The organism is Azospirillum sp. A26 (assembly GCF_042604635.1).
GTDB lineage: Bacteria > Pseudomonadota > Alphaproteobacteria > Azospirillales > Azospirillaceae > Azospirillum > Azospirillum palustre.
Genome location: NZ_CP170473.1, coordinates 1374273 through 1390353, shown reverse-complemented (window position 1 = coordinate 1390353; position 16081 = coordinate 1374273). Strand labels below are relative to the sequence as shown.

Below are 16081 nucleotides of genomic sequence, written 5' to 3'. Positions count from 1 at the left end.
GAAACCGCTCGGACGCTTTCAGGCCGGTTTCAGCCGCCGGTAATGGTCCAGGAAGTCGGCCAGCGCCTCTTCCGGGCCGAGCGGCACGATGGCGGCCTCGTCGGGGTCCGGCAGGTCGCGCCAGTTGACGCGGTGCGGCGCGCAGAGGTCGCGCAGCTCGGTCGCCAGCGCCCGCTGGTCGGCCAGCTTGACCGCTTTCGGCTCCGGATGGCGGAAGCCGAAGCGCAAGGCGAGCGCGCTCTTGATCGGCTCCACCGCCTGCCGGATGGCGTCGCGGCCGATCCGCACCTTCCACGGCGTCGGCCAGTCGCCGGTGAAGGCCTCTTCGCTGTCATGCATCAGCGCGTCGTAGGCGTAGCCGTCCGGCGCCAGCCGGCTGGCCAGCACGCAATGCTGGGCAACGCTGAAGAAGCGCTGGGTGTTGCCGACGAACCGGCACTGGTAGGCCAGCGGGCGGGCGATGTCCTCGATGTCGAACGGGCCGAAGTCCGGGTTCTCCAGATCGACGGTGCGCCCCGAATAGGTGATCATGACCGCCGTCGGCTCGGGCACGTCGAGCAGATCGAACTGGTCGGGATGGGTGATGCGCGGCGACCCGCCGCGCCGCTTCGGCGCTGCTTTCTTCATGGTCTAGAATCTCTAGCAGATCGGCCGAAGCGCGCTCAACCGCGCGTCGGGCGGATGCGCTATGCCTGAGAAAATCTCCCTCTCCCCCCCGGGGAGAGGGGCGGGGTGAGGGGGATGCACTGTGTGCCCTTTCGAGAATCCCTGCCCCGCGCCCCCCTCACCCTAACCCTCTCCCCGGGGGGGAGAGGGGATACTGTCCGCTTGATCGCGCACCAGGCTGCTGGTGGCGGCGACGGTGGTTTCCAGCAGGGGCAGCAGGGCCGCGACCTTGTCGGTGTCGGTGGAGCTGTCGTTGATGGCGCGGGCGATGGCGGCCATGCGCGGGGTGCCGAAATTGGCGGCCAGCCCGGCCAGCGTGTGGGCCGCCTGCTTCAGCTCCTTCGGCCGGCCGGCCTGCAGGGCGGACCGGATCGCCGTCAGCTCGCGCAGCGCCGTCTCCGGCAGCAGTTGCAGCATGCCGTCCAGCGCCTCGCCGCCCAGCGCCAGCCGCAGTTCGGCCAGCTTCACCCGGTCGACCAGCGGCAGGGCCGAGAAATGGCCGCCCTCGGCCGCCGGGCGGCTGGGCACCGGCACCACGCGCCCCTCCTGCGGCCGGGTCGCCAGATCGATCAGCACGGCGTTCAGCTGGTCCCAGTCGATCGGCTTGGTCAGATAGGCATCGAGCCCGGCGGCCAGATGGCCGTCGCGATGCTCCGGCAGGGCGTCGGCCGACAGCCCGACGATGGGGATGCGCGCAACCGGCCCGTCCATCCGCCGGATCGCCCGCGCGGTCGACCGCCCGTCGAGCACCGGCATCTCCATGTCGAGGATCAGCGCGTCGTAGTCGGTCGCCGCCAGCGCGTCCAGCGCCGCCCGCCCATCGGTCACCGCGTCGATCCGGTGGCCGATGCGGGTCATCATGGCGACGACCAGCATGCGGTTGATGTCGTTGTCCTCGGCCAGCAGCAGCCGCAGCGGCACCCGTGTCGGCTCCGGCGTCTCGGCCGCCCCGGCGAGCGCCGGGCGGGCCCCCAGTTCGCCGACCGGCGGCGCCTCCGCCAGCCGGCTGAGGATCGAGAAGCGGAAGGTGGAGCCGCGGCCGGGCGTGCTGGCGACGGTGATCTCGCCGCCCATCGCCTCCACCAGCCGCTTGCAGATCGCCAGCCCCAGGCCGGTGCCGCCATATTTGCGGCTGGTCGACACGTCGGCCTGGACGAAGGCGTCGAACAGGCGGGCGCTCTGTTCGGGCGTCATGCCGATGCCGTTGTCCTCCACCTCGAACCGTAGGGTGACCGGCGCGTCGGCCGGCGCAGCATCGGCAGGCGGGTCGGCAGGGGGATCGGGCGACCACACGGCGATCTCGATGGTGCCGCGGTCGGTGAATTTGATGGCATTCGACACGAGGTTGAACAGCACCTGCCGCAGCCGGGTCGGGTCGCCGCGGATGTGGCGCGGCGTGTCGTCGGCGATGGAGGCCGACAGGCTCAGCCCCTTGGCCGCCGCCCGCACCAGGAACAGCTGGACCACGTCGTCCACCAGCCGCGGCAGGGAGAAGTCGATCTCCTCCAGCGTCAGCTGCCCAGCCTCGATCTTCGAGAAATCCAGCACGTCGTTCAGGATGGTCATCAGCGTGTCGGCCGACGACCGCAGCGTCTTGACGAAGGCCTTCTGCTGGTCGTTCAGCCCGGTGCCCATCAGCAGGTCGCCCATGCCGATCACCGCGGTCATCGGCGTGCGCAGCTCGTGGCTCATCATCGCCAGGAAACGCGACTTGGCGCTGCTGGCATTCTCCGCCGCGATGCGGGCGGCCTCCGCATCCTCGCGCGCGCCGTCCAGCTTTTCCGCCAGGGCGAAGGTCTCGGCCGCCAGCCGGGTCAGCTGGTCCTCGGCGGCGCGCAGCTCCTCCTGCGACCGGCGGCTCTGGGTCACGTCGGCGCAGGAGCCGGCGATCCAGCGCGCCCGGCCATCGGACGGCCCCCCCGCTTCCGGCACCGGCCGCAGGGTCAGCGCGTTCCAGAAGGCGCTGCCGTCCTTGCGGTAGTTCAGCACCTCCACCGACAGGGGCCGCGCCGCTGCCAAGGCGGCGCGGATCGCCGCCGCGGTGTCCGGATCGGTGTCCGGCCCTTGCAGGAAATCGCCGTTCCGCCCGATCACCTCGCCGGCCTCATAGCCGATCATGTCGAGGAAGGCGCGGTTGCAATAGACGATGGGATGGTCGGGCCGGGTGGCGTCGGACACGACGAGGCCGGCCCCGCTGGTCTCGACCACGGCGGCCAGCATCGCGGCATCGGGCGAGCCGCCGAAGAGCGTCGTTGGGGAGGAGGGCGGCGCGGTCAAGGGCGGATCCCGGTCGGTTCAAGAAAGAGCGCGCGAGGGGGCAGGATAAGCGGTCGCGGGGCCGATTGCCATTGCCCGGCTGGAGGGCCCGGCCATGTGGGCCGGTCGGGCAGACAAGGCATGCGAAACATTTTCTGTCGCCACCTCATAGCGATTCCTTTAACGACTGTGCAATGCTGTAGTCAGAAAACTGTGTGGGCCGGCCATGCCGATAGCGGCCGGAGAATTTTGGCGGAGCGGAGAGCGTCATGGTGGTGGAGGCAGGCAACCGGACCCGCCAGGTCCGGACGATACACGATCTCGGTGTGCTGCTGGTCGAGGATGACGACTTCACCCGCAGGCTGATCTACCGGCTGCTGCACGACATCGGGCTCCGCACGGTGTTCGAGGCGTCGGACGGCATAAAGGCGCTCGAAATGCTGCGGGTGAACAGCGAGGACATCGACCTGGTGATCTGCGACCTGGAGATGCCGCGCATGGGCGGGCTGGACCTGCTGCACGCACTGCGCACCGCCACCGGCAACCCGCTGGCCGACCTGCCGGTGCTGGTGCTGACCGGCCATCGCGAGGCCGACGTGGTGAAGCGCGCCATCGCCTACGGCATCTCCGGCTATCTGGTGAAGCCGGTGTCGAAGGCCGACCTGATGAAGCGCCTGACCTTCGCCATGCAGAAGCGCTGACGGCCGGGACCGGCGGACCGCAGCTCCCTTGCGGCTCCGTTCCGGCTCCGTTGCGCACCGCAACCCGCTCTGGCGCTTTCGCCGTCCTTGCTGTAGAAGGAAGGCTGATGCCGCCGTGACGCGAAAGGTCCATGGGTTCCTTCCATCCTTCGCCCGGCCCGCTCCGATCCCGTTTCCGGCCTCGGGGAGAGCCGTGAGCAAAGATCGACCTTCCGGGTCGTCCCCCAGGTCGCATGACGCACGCCCCGCCGGCGCGGACCGGTCCTGCGCGCGCGTTTCCGATTTGTTGGACGACTTCCTGACGCGCGGCGACGTCGCCGAGTCCGGCGGTTGCGATCCGGACGATCCATCCCCGGCAAGCCCCCCGCCCGGCGGGGATCGCTCTAAGATCTCGCTCGGCGAGGACCGTTCTAAAATCTCGCTAGCCGAGATCATGGACGCGCTGGGCGACCGCGCCTTCGGCGCGCTGCTGCTGATCCTGTCGATTCCCAACGTGCTGCCGGTCCCCGGCCTGTCGACCGCCACCGGCGTGCCGATGATCCTGCTCGGCGCCCAGATGGCGGCGGGCCGGCACGGCCCCTGGCTGCCCCGCCGCATGCTGGCGGCCAGCTTCGACCGCAAGGCCTTCCTGGGCGTCATCCGCCGGGCCAAGCCGTGGGCGGAGCGGGTGGAGCGCCATCTGCGCCCGCGCCTGCCGGCGATGGCCGGCCCGACCGCCGAACGGCTGCTCGGGCTGGCGGTGGTGGTCCTGGCCGTCATCCTGTCCCTTCCCATCGTCTTCGGAAACCAGCCTCCCGCCCTCGCCATCGCGCTGATCGCGCTGGGGCTGATGGAATCCGACGGAGTGTTCGTGTCGGCCGGCCTCGTCGCCGGCCTTCTTGCCATCGTCATCGTCGCCGCCGTCCTGCTCGGTCTCGGGCAGGCGGCGGTCGCCGTGGCGCAACAATTGATCGGTTGAGGGAGCGCCCCCAAAGGGCACAAAGCCATGATTTGGGAATTGTTGGTCATCGTCCTGCTGATCCTGCTCAACGCCTTCTTCGCGATGTCGGAGATGGCGCTGGTGTCGGCGCGCCGCGCCCGGCTTCAGCAGATGGCCGAGGAAAAGGGCGGCGCCGGTGCCCGCGCGGCCCTGGAGCTGTCGGAGGATCCGAGCCGCTTCCTGTCCACCGTTCAGGTCGGCATCAGCCTGACCGGCATCATCGCCGGCGCCTATGGCGGCTCCACCCTGGCCGAACGGCTCGGCGGTGTGCTGGACGAACAGGTCGCCTGGATCGCGCCCTACGGCCACACCGTCGCCTTCGCCCTGGTGGTCGCCGCCATCACCTATTTCTCGCTGATCATCGGCGAGCTGGTGCCCAAGCGCGTCGCGCTGATCTCGTCGGAGCGGATCGCCTCACTGGTCGCCTCCCCGATGCGCACGGTGTCGCGCCTGTCGGCCCCGGTGGTCTGGCTGCTCGGCGTGTCGAGCGACGCGGTGCTGAAGCTGCTGCGCCTGCCGACCTCGCGCGAGCAGACGGTGACGGAGGAGGAGGTCAAGACCCTGATCGCCGAAGGCACCCAGAGCGGCGTCTTCGAGCCGGCCGAACGCCAGATGATTGAGGGGGTGATGCACCTGTCCGACCGCACGGTGCGGTCGATCATGACCCCGCGCCCCGACCTGATGTGGCTCGACATCGACGACAGCCCCGAAACCCTGGCCCGCGAGATCTGCGAAAGCGGCTATTCCCGCTTCCCGGTCTGCCGCGGCGACGTCGACGAGGTGCAGGGCATCGTCGCGACCAAGGCTCTGCTCGACCAGTCGTTGAAGGGGATTTCCTTCGACCTGCGGACGGCGATGGTCCAGCCGCTGGTGGTCCATGACGGCACGCCGGTCTTCCGTCTGCTCGACCTGTTCAAGCAGGCCAGCGTCCATATGGCGGTGGTGGTCGACGAATATGGCAGCGTCGAAGGTCTGGTCACCATGACCGACATCCTGGAGGCCATCGCCGGCGAGCTGCCGGACAGCACCCAGGAAGGCGAGGCCGGCGCCGTCCAGCGCGAGGACGGCAGCTGGCTGGTCGACGGCATGACCCCGGTCGAAGAGGTCGAGGCGCTGGTCGGCGTCAAGAACATGAAGGGCGAGGGCGATTTCCACACCATCGCCGGCTTCCTGCTCGACCATTTCGGCCATGTCCCGACCGCGGCCGAGCATTTCCACTGGAACGGCATCCGCTTCGAGGTCGTCGACATGGACGGCCGCCGCATCGACAAGGTGCTGATCCAGCTGAACCCGGAGGTTTCCGAGGGCTGAGCCGGGCGGAGGGGTGGGAGCGGGAGAGGCAGGCGCCCCCCTCAATGCAGCGCCGTCTTCCCGCCGCAGAAGCGCACCCCTTCGTCGCCCTTGGTCATCCGCACCGCCTCGACCAGATCGCGGACCTCCTCCGACAGATCGTTCGCGTTCCAGCCATGGCCGTCGGCGCCAGCCACCACCAATAGACGCAACGTGGTGCGCAGAAGGTCGCCGGCCTCCCAGCCGTTGGACCGCTCCGCCTCGCGCGCCATGTGCAACAGGCCGGTGGCGCAGTTCAGGACCTCGGGGTCGACCTTCATCGGGCGCTCCTCCTCGCCCGCAAAGGGCGAACTCTGTTGGTCTGACGAACAATTATTGGAACGCCACCTTGGTCTGTCAAACCCATCCTTCAGCGGCAGAGGAAGGGCTTAGGTGCCGCGTACCGGTTGGGGGCTGCTCTCCAAAGCCATCCTCTGTAGCCGCCACCCCAGCGGTCTCACTCCGTTATTGACAGGCTCCCTACTAGTTGGTAGGTTAAGGAATGAACATGCAATCGACCAGGGCCGCCGACATTCTCGACTGTGCGCGCTCGCTCATCGTCAGGGGCGGCTACAACAGTTTCAGCTATGCCGACATCTCCAAGGTCGTCGGCATCCGTACGGCGAGCATACACCATCATTTCCCAAGCAAATCGGATCTGGTGCGAGTGCTCGTCGCGCAATACCGCAAGGAGGCTTCGGACGGACTGGCCCAGCTGGAGCAGCTTGTCCCCGATCCGCTGGACCAGCTCCGCGCCTATCTCGGCTATTGGGAGAAGTGTTTCGCCGATACGGCCGCCCCCTTCTGTGTCTGCGCGCTGCTCGCGGGCGAAATCCCGGTTCTGCCGGACGATGTCGCCGCGGAAGTGCGGGCACATTTCCGCCGGCTCGCCGACTGGTTGACGGGAGTCCTCGAACGCGGCGGCGCGCAAGGCCGCCTCCGCCTGTCCGAAAACGCCAGGGCCGACGCCGAAATGTTCATGGCGGCCACACACGGCGCGATGCTGTCGGCCCGTGCCTACGGCGACGCCACGGCCTTCGGCGCCATAACCCGTCCCCTGCTGGAGCGGATCGCCGCCTGAAAGCGTGGCCTTGCCCGCTGGGCAAACACTCGGACCCAATGCCTACCAACCAGTAGGTAGCTTTAACTCCCATGAGGCGGGGCCTGTCCTGCCGGCCCTTCCGCTCCCGCTGCTCTCGACTTGAAAGGCAATCGCCGATGTTCGGAATTTCTCCCATTGGCTGGGTTCATACACTCGGCAGTCTGCCGGCCATTCCCGTAGCCGCCTACATGTTCGCCCGCCATGGCCGGATCGTGCCGCGTTCCGTGCCCGGTGTTGTCTATTTCGCCTCCATGCTGATCGGGGCCTCGACGGTTTTCCTCGTCGCCCATCAGCCGGTCAGCGTCGGCATCGGCGCCGTGACCATCCTGCTGCTGCTTGCGGGTTATGGGATCGGGTGGGCACCAGCGGGGCGTGCGGCCCGCTACGTCGAGACCGTCTGCCTCAGCATCAGCGCCTTCCTGCTGATGGTGCCGACGGTCAGCGAAATCCTGCGCCGGGTCCCGGACGGCCACCCTCTGGGGACCGACCTGAAGTCGCCGCTGCTGCTGGGCGCCCAAGGCGCGCTGGCGGTCCTCCTCGTCATCGGGCTGACCGCCCAGATCGTCCATCTGGCGCGGCGCCGGCAATAGACCGTCTCCCCCGCCGGACGCAGCGGTTCACTCCTCCAGCGGTGGCAGGCGGGAAATGAAGCGGCCCTTGACGCCCTGGGGCCATTGCTTGAACGGAACGATGCCGTCCTCGGTGGCGGCATAGGCGCGCAGATAGGCGGTCAGCGTCTCCACCGTCATCTCGTCCGGGGCGAAATCGCCCAGCACATAGCTCATCCGCGCGGCGGAGCGCACGGCGACGGCGCAGGGGCGGCGGCAGCTCATCAGGCAGCGCATCGGGCGCAGACGCACCGCGGCGGCCAGATCGGGATTGTCGGCCAGCGCCCGCTCCATCAGCGCCACCAGCTCCGCCCCCGGCCGGACGGCATCGGGCGGGTCTTCCGGACGGCGGCAGGTCTCACAGACGACAAGCTCGACGGTCATGCTCTGGCTTTCAAAACTGTTCGGGGGAACCGTGAGGTCTGACAGCTAGAGCCCGGTCCGGTGACTGTCAACGCGCTTGCGGCTTGCCAACCACCCCGAAACTCCCGACGATGCGGGCCATCGGGGGCGACGGGCGGGAACGGCGGACGGGCATGAGCGCGAGGCAACGGATCGTCCGTGAACGCCGGCAATACAACCAGCTCGCCGCCGACCAGACGCTGGAGGATTATGCGCTCCGCTACACCGCAGAACGGGCGCGGCGGTGGAGCGCCTGGCGCGTCGCCAACACGGCACTCGGCGCCATCTCCTTCCTGGCCTGCGAGGCGCTCGGCGCCGCCGTCACCCTGACCTACGGCTTCGAGAACGCCATGGCCGCTATCCTGGCGGTGGCGGTTCTCAGCATCCTGGTCGGGTTGCCGATCACCTACCATGCGGCCAAGGCCGGTGTGGACATCGACCTGCTGGCCCGCGGCGCCGGCTTCGGCTATCTCGGCTCGACCATCACCTCGCTGGTCTACGCCTCCTTCACCTTCATCCTGTTCTCCATCGAGGCCAGCATCATGTCGGCCGGGCTGACCATGGTGCTGGGCATCCCGGCCGCGGTTGCTCATGTCATCAGCTCGCTGGCGGTGATCCCCATCGCCGTCTACGGCATCCGCTTCATCAGCCGCATGCAATGGGCGACGCAGCCGGTGTGGATCCTGCTGCAATGCGTGCCGCTGGCCTATTTCTTCCTGCTCGACAGCGAGACGCTGGCGCAATGGACCTCGCTGCCGGGCGTCTACGCGCCGGACGGCGGGCTGTCGCTGCTGCCCTTCGGCATGGCGGCGTCGGTCCTGCTGTCGCTGCTGCCGCAGATCGGCGAGCAGGTCGACTATCTGCGCTTCCTGCCCTCGCAGGCCCGCATCGGCAAGGTCCGCTGGTGGGCGGCGATGCTGGCCGGCGGGCCGGGCTGGGTGCTGATCGGCAGCCTGAAGCTGGCGGCGGGATCGCTGCTGGCCTTCCTCGCCATCAAGCACGGGCTGCCGCTGGAGGACGCGGTGCAGCCCAACAGCCTGTACCACATGGCCTTCCTCGACGTGTTCGGCTCGCCCGCCGCGGCGCTGGCGCTGACCGGCATCTTCGTCGTCGTCTGCCAGATGAAGATCAACGTCACCAACGCCTATGCCGGCTCCATCGCCTGGTCGAACTTCTTCTCCCGCCTGACCCGCAGCCACCCCGGCCGCGTCGTCTGGCTGGTGTTCAACGTGCTGCTCGCCCTGCTGCTGATGGAGATCGGCATCCTCGGCGTGATCGAGAGCATCCTCGGCCTCTACGCCAACGTCGCGGTGGGCTGGCTGGGGGCGGTCGCCGCCGATCTGGCCGTCAACAAGCCCTTGGGATTCAGCCCGCCGGGGATCGAGTTCAAGCGCGCCCACCTCTACGACATCAACCCCGTCGGCACCGGCGCCATGGGCCTGTCGGTCCTGTGCTCCACCACCGCCTTCTTCGGGCTGCTTGGGCCGGTGGCGCAGGCGCTGGCCCCCTTCATCGGGCTGGTCGTCGCCTTCGCCGCCGCCCCGCTGATCGCCTGGAGGACCGGGGGGCGCTACTACATCGCCCGCAGGTCCGACAAGCTGCCGGGCGACGCCGCGACCATCCGCTGCTCGATCTGCGAGAACCCGTTCGAACGGCAGGACATGGCCTTCTGCCCGGCCTACGACGCGCCGATCTGCTCGCTCTGCTGCACTCTGGAGGCGCGCTGCCACGATCTGTGCAAGACCGACAGCCGCTTCGCCGACCAGATCGCCCGCAGCCTGCAACGGGTGCTGCCGAAGCGGATGGCGGCCGGCGTCCACACCCGCACCGGCCATTTCATCGGGGTGATGACGCTGTTCTCGCTGGTGCTGGGCGGGGTGCTGGTGGTCATCGATTTCCAGTACGCCAATGCCGAGGCGGCGGAGCGGGCGGCGATCCACACGGCGCTGGGCTCCGTCTTCGTCTGCCTGTTCATCCTCTCCGGCGTCGCCGCCTGGCTCCTGGTGCTGGCCCATGAGAGCCGCCGCAAGGCGGAGGAGGAGACCGGCCGGCAGACCGCCATGCTGATGGACGAGATCGCCGCCCACGAACGCACCGACGCCGCCCTCCAGAAGGCCAAGGAGGTGGCGGAGGCCGCCAACGCCGCCAAGAGCCGCTACATTATCGGCGTCAGCCACGAGATCCGGGCGCCGCTGAACGCCATCTCCGGCTATGCCCAGCTGCTGGAGAGCAACAGCACCCAGCGCCCGCAGGACGCCGTCCGCGTCATCCGCCGCAGTGCCGAGCATCTGTCGAACCTGATCGACGGCCTGCTCGACATCTCCAAGATCGAGTCGGGCCTGCGCCGGCTCAGCCGCGACAAGGTGCAGCTGATCGACTTCCTCGACCAGCTGGCCGACATGTTCCGCATCCAGGCCGCCGCCAAGGGGCTGGAGTTCCGCTATGCCCGCGTGCCCCACCTGCCGGCCTGGGTCCACACCGACAGCAAGATCCTGCGCCAGATCCTGATCAACCTGCTGTCGAACGCGGTGAAATACACCGAGAGCGGCCATGTCGCCCTGACCGTGCGCTACCGCAGCCAGATCGCCGAGTTCGAGATCGCCGACAGCGGCATCGGCATCCGCGAGGAGGATCTCGACCGCGTCTTCGAACCGTTCGAGCGCGGGCGCGGGGCGGCGGTGCGGGCGGTGGCCGGCACCGGGCTCGGCCTGACCATCACGCGGGTGCTGACCCGGATCATGGGCGGCGACATCGCGCTGCGCAGCAAGGCGGGGGAGGGCAGCGTCTTCACCGTCCGCCTGCTTTTGTCGGAGGCGATGCACCGGCCGGGCGAGCAGGCGGAGCGCCGCGCCATCACCGGCTATGCCGGGCCGCAGATCACCATCCTGCTGGCCGACGACGACCGCGACCATCTCGCGCTGATGACCGACATCCTGCGCCCGCTGGGCTTCGTGCTGTTCACCGCATCCGACGCCGCCACCTGCCTGGAGCTGGCGGCACAGTGCAAGCCCGACGTCGCCATGCTCGACATCTCGATGCCGGGCGAGAGCGGCTGGGACGTGGCGGAGGGCTTGCGCCGGCAGTTCGCCGACCGCATCCGCATCATCATGGTCTCCGCCAACGCCTACGAGGCGCAGGGGCCGGGCGACGGCCGGGCGCCGCACGACGCCTTCGTCGCCAAGCCCATCGAAATCCACGCGCTGCTCGACCGGCTCCAGGCGCTGACCGGGCTCGAATGGATCCATGCGGTGGAAAAACCGGCGGAACCGCTTGCGCCGCCCGCGCTGCCGGCCGATCAAGTCCCCGTACCCGCCCCGCCGTCCGCCCCACCGCTGGCATCCGGCCCGCCGGAGTCGGCGCTGCGTCATCTCGACGACCTGCGCCAGCTCGGCCGGATCGGCTATATTCGCGGGATCGAGGCCAAGCTGCGCGAGATCGAGGCGGAAGACGCCGCCGCAACGTCCTTCGTCGAACGGCTGCGAACGCTGGTGCGCGCCTTCGACCTGAAAGGGTATATGCGTGCGGTGGACGAGGCAGTGGCGCAGCGCGACGCTGCCCAGGGAGAACCAGTGCAGAGCGACACTGAGCGGGCCGAAGATGATCTGGCAGAAGACGGGGCCGTGACCGGATGAAGCGCCGCGACATGATCCTGGTGGTGGACGACACCCCCGACACGCTGGGATTCCTGACGGAGGCCATCGAACAGGCCGACCTGACCGTGCTGGTCGCCATCGATGGCGAGAGCGCGCTGGAACTGGTCGGCCAGATCACGCCGAACCTGATCCTGATGGACGCGGTGATGCCCGGCCTCGACGGCTTCGAGACCTGCCGCCGGCTGAAGCAGATCCCCCATTTGTCGCACATCCCCGTCATCTTCATGACCGGCCTCAGCGAGACCGAGCATGTGGTGAAGGGGCTGGAGGCCGGCGGCGTCGATTACGTCACCAAGCCCATCGTGGTGGACGAGCTGATCGCCCGCATCCGCGTCCACCTGACCAACGCCCGCGTCGCCTACGCCGCCCGCGCCGCGCTCGACGCCACCGGTCGCTTCCTGCTGGCGACGGACGGGGAGGGCAGGCTGCTGTGGTGCACCCCGCAGGCGGAGCGGCTGCTGGCCTGCATGCCCCCCGAAGCGGCCTCCGCCCTGGCCGCCGGTCTGGCCGGCCTGCGCCGGACGGCCTCCCCCGGCGGATCGGCGGAGACCTTCACGGCGGAGCTGCCGGACGGCGAGGGCGTGCGGCGGCTGGAGTTCACCTATCTCAGCCCGGCCGCCCCCGACGAGTATCTGTTCCGCCTCAGCGAACCGACCGCCGGCCGGCAGGAGGCGGTGCTGCGCGACGCTCTCGGTCTCACCGCGCGCGAGGCGGAGGTTTTGCTGTGGATCGCCAACGGCAAGCCCAACCGCGACATCGGCGAGATCCTGGGCATCAGCCCGCGCACGGTGAACAAGCATCTGGAGCAGGTCTTCACCAAGCTGGGGGTGGAAAACCGCGCCTCCGCCGCCGCGCTGGCGATCCGCACCCTGGCCGCGCGGGGGTGAGGGGTCCGCCACTGGCCCCGTCACCGGGGCCGCCACTGGGGCCGCCACTGGGGCCGTCACGCCCACCGAACGGCGGTCAGACCTCGACCGTCGGCTCCGCGCCGCTGCGTCCGGCGATGATGTGGTTCATGATGCAGATCATCACCGGTTCGCCGCGCTGGTTCAGCGTGGTGTAGGCCAGCCGCACCGTGCCACGGCCGCCGCGGCGCGACGGGATCGTCTCCACCACCTCCACCCGGACGCGGATGGTGTCGCCGGGCCGCACCGGCCGCAGCCAGCGCAGCTCGTCCATCCCCGATCCGCCCAGGCTGGTGCCGGTGATCAGCCCGATGTCGCGGAACAGCCGGAAGGTCAGCGACAGCGTGTGGAAGCCGCTGGCGATCAGCCCCTGGAACGGCCCGTCCGCCGCCGCGACCATGTCGATGTGGAAGGGCTGCGGGTCGAAGCGCAGGGCGAAATCCATGATCTGGCTCTCGGTCAGGGTCGCCCCTTCCGAGTCGAACACCTCGCCGATGCGGAAATCCTCGAAATGGCGGCCGGTCATCGTTTCGTGTCTCCCAGTGGTCAGGTCTTGTCGTTACCGGAGAGTAGCCCGCCCGCCGCATCCGGCAAAGGGCAGGGACGTCACGGCCAGGGCATAGGTCCTACGTCGTAAACCGTTGGCGTTATTCGCATTCCGGTCGTGATCGGGCATGTTCCCGGTCGGATTCCAGACCATCGACGGACGGATGTCACCACTCCCTGCGCACAGTACCTCCCAAGGCACGTCGATGCCGCCGCCATTCCGTTGCGTCGTGTTTTCGGTTGCCGGGCAAACCCTGGCGCTGCCGGTGGAAGCCGTGCGGCGCTTTTTGCCGTTGCCGCGGCTGGAGCGGCTGCCGACCGCGCCGCTGCCGGTGGAGGGGGTTTTCCGCTACCAGGGAGAGATGGTGCCGGTTCTGCGCCTGGATGTCCTGCTCGATCTCGTGCCCTTCGATTCTGTTGCAGGCGCCCCGGCGCCCGGCCTCTATTCGCCGCTCCTCCTCGTCACCTGGCAGGGGCGGCCGGCAGCGCTGCTGGCCGATCAGGTCCACGGCGACACGCTGGTGGAACCGGCGGAGCGCACGCAGTCCGACCCGGCGCTGAGCTTCAACGGCTGTGCCGCCGGTGCCTTCCCGGACCGGGTGACCGGCCGCGGCGGCAGCGTGACCCTGCTCCAGCCCGACCGGCTGCTGAGCGAGGCGGAGGGCCGGCTGCTCGATGCCTTCCGGGCGTCGGCGGAGCGCCGTCTGGCGCAGTGGCAACTTCCCGCCGAGGCAAGCGACGAGGCATCCCCCGGAAACGGTGCCGGATGATGGCCAACCCTGCCGCAACCATCGAGGCGATCCGCCGCGACCCGCATTTCCCGCGCCTGAAGGCGATGGTGATCGATGCCACCGGCCTTGCCTATTACGCCGACAAGGACGCCGCCTTCGCCGAGCGGATCAACCGCCGGCTGCCCTTCGGCACCGTCACCACCGTCGCCGGCTATCTGGCCGCATTGGAGGCGGAGGGGCCGGGCGGCGCGGAATATCAGGGACTGATCAACGAGCTGGCGGTGGGGGAGACCTTCTTCTTCCGCTACATCGAGCAGTTCGACGCGCTGCGTGCCGTCGCCATCCCCGAATGCATCCGCCGCAACCAGTCGAGCCGCCTGCTGCGGATCTGGAGCGCCGGCTGCTCCATCGGGCCGGAAGCCTACACCATCGAAATCCTGCTCAAGCAGCATTTTGCCAGCCAGCTGGAGGGTTGGCAGGTCCACATCGTCGGCACCGACATCAACAACGCCTTCCTGGAGCAGGCGCGGCGCGGTGCCTATGGCGACTGGGCGGTGCGCGGCCTGTCGCCGGAAACGCTGGAGGCCTGCTTCGACCGCCAGGACAGGCTGTGGTCGGTGAAGCCGAAATACCGGCAATGGACGACCTTCATGCCCTTCAACCTCGTGGAAGGGGCGATTCCCTCCTACCCGCACGGGATCGGACATTTCGACATCATCCTGTGCCGCAACGTCATGATCTATTTCGACGAGGCGACGCGGCACCGGCTGCTCGGCAACCTGCACAAGGCGCTGGCCGACGGCGGCTGGCTGGTGGTCGGCCATGCCGAGGCCGGGCCGCAGATGAACGAGCTGTTCATCCCGGTGTCGGTCCCCGGCGCCACCCTCTACCGCAAGCAGGCCGAACCGCCCGTCACGACCGCGGTCAACCGCAAGGCCACCCCGAGCCCGGCGGCGGCCGCGCTGACCCTGGCGGCAGCACCGCGCCGCGCCGCGAGAGCCCCGGCGAAGCCTGCGCCGCGATCCGCAGCCGATGCCGCCTCGCAATCCGCCGGCCCGCAATCCCGCTCGCCTGCTTCCCCCCAGTCCGCGTCCCCCTCGTCCGCCTCTCCCTCGTCCGGTGTGCCCGCTCCGCCGGATGCAGCCGAAGCCAGCGAGCGCTCCTCGCAGCTGGAAGCCTGCCTGGCACGGGTCGAGGCGCAGCGGCTCGACCCCGCCGCCCACTACCAGCTCGGTCTGGTGGAGGAGGAGCTGGGCGTCGGCGACCCGGTGGCGGCCTTCAAGCGGGCGCTCTATCTCGACCCGCGCTTCGTCCTGGCCGACTATCATCTGGCCTTGGCCTATTGGCGGCGCGGCCGGCTGGTCCCGGCCCAGCGTCATTTCCGCAACGCGCGCGAGGCGCTGGAGAACCGCGCCGACGGCGAGGCGGTGACGGAAGGCGGCGGCCTGACCGTGCAGGAGCTGCGCGGCATGCTGGACCTCTGGCTGACCGGTGAGGAGGGCTGATGGACGAGACGCTTGCCGGCGCCGGGGCCGCACCGCTCATCGCGGCCCTCGACAGCGCATCGCCCGACCGTGCCGCCAACCGGGGCTCGGTCCGGGCCTCCATCGACTGGGACGCGGTGCGCGACAAAGTGGCGCACCGCAGCGCCGATCTGGAGGCGACCTTCGCCGGCCGCGGTCCCTGGGCCGACGCCGTGCTGGCCCGCCGGGCCGAGGAGCTGGCCGAAGTCCCGCAGCGCGACGACGAGGCGGGCACCGGCACGCCGATGCTGGTCGCCCGCGGTGCCGAGACCCTCTATGGGCTGGAACTGCGCCATCTCGGCCATATCGTGCCGATGCCGCGGCTGGCCCGGGTGCCGGGGGCGCCGCCCGCAATCCTCGGCGTGATCGCCGTCGCCGGCAAGGTGATGCGGCTGTTCGATCTCGACAGCCTGTGCAGCGGGACGCATGCCTCCGCCGTGATCGACCGGCCCGGCCATGCCGGCTACGCCATCGTCCTGCGCACCGGCACCGGCCGTCCGGCCGCCCTGCGCCTGCACGAGGTCGAACGGGTGGCCGACATCGTGCTGCCGCGGACCTCCGTCCCGGCGGAGGCCGGGCCGCTGGTCCGGGCGATCACTGCGGACCGCATGGCGATCCTCGACATGGCGGCATTGCTCGACCTCGTGAAGACCTGAAAAGCGTCCGATCCACCTTAAAAA

Annotated in this window: 15 protein-coding genes; 10 read left to right on the top strand and 5 right to left on the bottom strand. The window is 69.3% G+C overall.

Annotated features, from left to right (window positions below; genetic code table 11):
- Nucleotides 1-18: 18 nt before the first annotated feature.
- Entirely contained in the window at nt 19-627 is a 609-nt protein-coding gene (locus ABNQ39_RS20135; RefSeq protein ID WP_376960020.1) for a transcriptional regulator, read from the bottom strand.
- A 162-nt stretch (nt 628-789) separates the two neighbouring features.
- Nucleotides 790-2943 carry an ATP-binding protein gene (locus tag ABNQ39_RS20130; RefSeq protein ID WP_376960019.1) on the bottom strand — a complete coding sequence of 718 codons (2154 nt, stop codon included), beginning with the start codon at nt 2941-2943 and terminating at the stop codon, nt 790-792.
- A 248-nt stretch (nt 2944-3191) separates the two neighbouring features.
- On the opposite strand from ABNQ39_RS20130, the gene ABNQ39_RS20125 reads away from it, so the two are divergent.
- The 3 genes from ABNQ39_RS20125 (at nt 3192) to ABNQ39_RS20115 (ending at nt 5913) form a co-directional block, all read left to right on the top strand.
- Nucleotides 3192-3623, top strand: coding sequence for a response regulator (locus ABNQ39_RS20125; RefSeq protein WP_376960018.1), 432 nt, complete (start codon nt 3192-3194; stop codon nt 3621-3623).
- A gap of 286 nt (nt 3624-3909) precedes the next feature.
- Nucleotides 3910-4581, top strand: a complete 672-nt coding sequence (locus ABNQ39_RS20120) for an exopolysaccharide biosynthesis protein (RefSeq protein WP_376960017.1) — start codon at nt 3910-3912, stop codon at nt 4579-4581.
- Between the two features lie 27 nt (nt 4582-4608).
- Complete coding sequence (locus ABNQ39_RS20115) at nt 4609-5913, top strand: hemolysin family protein (RefSeq protein ID WP_376960016.1); 1305 nt, start codon at nt 4609-4611, stop codon at nt 5911-5913.
- A gap of 41 nt (nt 5914-5954) precedes the next feature.
- Here ABNQ39_RS20115 and ABNQ39_RS20110 read toward each other — a convergent pair whose 3' ends face one another.
- Nucleotides 5955-6212 carry a hypothetical protein gene (locus ABNQ39_RS20110; protein WP_376960015.1) on the bottom strand — a complete coding sequence of 86 codons (258 nt, stop codon included), beginning with the start codon at nt 6210-6212 and terminating at the stop codon, nt 5955-5957.
- Nucleotides 6213-6433: 221 nt separating this feature from the next.
- Here ABNQ39_RS20110 and ABNQ39_RS20105 point away from each other — a divergent pair, with 221 nt between their 5' ends.
- On the top strand, nt 6434-7012 hold the full coding sequence (locus tag ABNQ39_RS20105; RefSeq protein ID WP_376960014.1) for a TetR/AcrR family transcriptional regulator: 579 nt from the start codon (nt 6434-6436) through the stop codon (nt 7010-7012).
- A 137-nt stretch (nt 7013-7149) separates the two neighbouring features.
- Nucleotides 7150-7623: a hypothetical protein gene (locus ABNQ39_RS20100; RefSeq protein ID WP_376960013.1), complete on the top strand. Its 474-nt coding sequence runs from the start codon at nt 7150-7152 to the stop codon at nt 7621-7623.
- Between the two features lie 27 nt (nt 7624-7650).
- Here ABNQ39_RS20100 and ABNQ39_RS20095 read toward each other — a convergent pair whose 3' ends face one another.
- On the bottom strand, nt 7651-8025 hold the full coding sequence (locus ABNQ39_RS20095) for a DUF1636 domain-containing protein (protein ID WP_376960012.1): 375 nt from the start codon (nt 8023-8025) through the stop codon (nt 7651-7653).
- Nucleotides 8026-8177: 152 nt separating this feature from the next.
- Here ABNQ39_RS20095 and ABNQ39_RS20090 point away from each other — a divergent pair, with 152 nt between their 5' ends.
- A complete protein-coding gene (locus ABNQ39_RS20090) occupies nt 8178-11675 on the top strand; it encodes a hybrid sensor histidine kinase/response regulator (protein WP_376960011.1) in 3498 nt (1165 codons plus the stop codon).
- A complete protein-coding gene (locus ABNQ39_RS20085; RefSeq protein WP_376960010.1) occupies nt 11672-12583 on the top strand; it encodes a response regulator in 912 nt (303 codons plus the stop codon). The genes ABNQ39_RS20090 and ABNQ39_RS20085 overlap by 4 nt, the downstream gene beginning before the upstream one ends.
- 76 nt (nt 12584-12659) lie before the next feature.
- Here ABNQ39_RS20085 and ABNQ39_RS20080 read toward each other — a convergent pair whose 3' ends face one another.
- On the bottom strand, nt 12660-13127 hold the full coding sequence (locus tag ABNQ39_RS20080; RefSeq protein ID WP_376960009.1) for a MaoC family dehydratase: 468 nt from the start codon (nt 13125-13127) through the stop codon (nt 12660-12662).
- Between the two features lie 226 nt (nt 13128-13353).
- Between ABNQ39_RS20080 and ABNQ39_RS20075 the strand changes: the two genes are divergently transcribed.
- The 3 genes from ABNQ39_RS20075 to ABNQ39_RS20065 are packed head-to-tail and all read left to right on the top strand — an operon-like array spanning nt 13354 to nt 16057.
- Nucleotides 13354-13917, top strand: a complete 564-nt coding sequence (locus ABNQ39_RS20075; protein ID WP_376960008.1) for a chemotaxis protein CheW — start codon at nt 13354-13356, stop codon at nt 13915-13917.
- Nucleotides 13914-15383 (top strand): CheR family methyltransferase, encoded by a 1470-nt coding sequence (locus ABNQ39_RS20070; RefSeq protein ID WP_376960007.1) that lies wholly within the window; start codon nt 13914-13916, stop codon nt 15381-15383. Before ABNQ39_RS20075 ends, ABNQ39_RS20070 begins: the two co-directional genes overlap by 4 nt.
- Nucleotides 15383-16057 carry a chemotaxis protein CheW gene (locus tag ABNQ39_RS20065; protein ID WP_376960006.1) on the top strand — a complete coding sequence of 225 codons (675 nt, stop codon included), beginning with the start codon at nt 15383-15385 and terminating at the stop codon, nt 16055-16057. The genes ABNQ39_RS20070 and ABNQ39_RS20065 overlap by 1 nt, the downstream gene beginning before the upstream one ends.
- Nucleotides 16058-16081: the final 24 nt, after the last annotated feature.

What these genes read in the sequence shown, in the direction of transcription:
- ABNQ39_RS20115 (WP_376960016.1), top strand. Translation starts at nt 4,609, where the DNA reads ATGATTTGGGAATTGTTGGTCATCGTCCTGCTGATCCTGCTCAACGCC.
- ABNQ39_RS20105 (WP_376960014.1), top strand. Translation starts at nt 6,434, where the DNA reads ATGAACATGCAATCGACCAGGGCCGCCGACATTCTCGACTGTGCGCGC.
- ABNQ39_RS20065 (WP_376960006.1), top strand. Translation starts at nt 15,383, where the DNA reads ATGGACGAGACGCTTGCCGGCGCCGGGGCCGCACCGCTCATCGCGGCC.
- ABNQ39_RS20085 (WP_376960010.1), top strand. Translation starts at nt 11,672, where the DNA reads ATGAAGCGCCGCGACATGATCCTGGTGGTGGACGACACCCCCGACACG.
- ABNQ39_RS20070 (WP_376960007.1), top strand. Translation starts at nt 13,914, where the DNA reads ATGATGGCCAACCCTGCCGCAACCATCGAGGCGATCCGCCGCGACCCG.
- ABNQ39_RS20075 (WP_376960008.1), top strand. Translation starts at nt 13,354, where the DNA reads ATGCCGCCGCCATTCCGTTGCGTCGTGTTTTCGGTTGCCGGGCAAACC.
- ABNQ39_RS20090 (WP_376960011.1), top strand. Translation starts at nt 8,178, where the DNA reads ATGAGCGCGAGGCAACGGATCGTCCGTGAACGCCGGCAATACAACCAG.
- ABNQ39_RS20100 (WP_376960013.1), top strand. Translation starts at nt 7,150, where the DNA reads ATGTTCGGAATTTCTCCCATTGGCTGGGTTCATACACTCGGCAGTCTG.
- ABNQ39_RS20135 (WP_376960020.1), bottom strand. Translation starts at nt 627, where the DNA reads ATGAAGAAAGCAGCGCCGAAGCGGCGCGGCGGGTCGCCGCGCATCACC.
- ABNQ39_RS20080 (WP_376960009.1), bottom strand. Translation starts at nt 13,127, where the DNA reads ATGACCGGCCGCCATTTCGAGGATTTCCGCATCGGCGAGGTGTTCGAC.
- ABNQ39_RS20110 (WP_376960015.1), bottom strand. Translation starts at nt 6,212, where the DNA reads ATGAAGGTCGACCCCGAGGTCCTGAACTGCGCCACCGGCCTGTTGCAC.
- ABNQ39_RS20125 (WP_376960018.1), top strand. Translation starts at nt 3,192, where the DNA reads ATGGTGGTGGAGGCAGGCAACCGGACCCGCCAGGTCCGGACGATACAC.
- ABNQ39_RS20095 (WP_376960012.1), bottom strand. Translation starts at nt 8,025, where the DNA reads ATGACCGTCGAGCTTGTCGTCTGTGAGACCTGCCGCCGTCCGGAAGAC.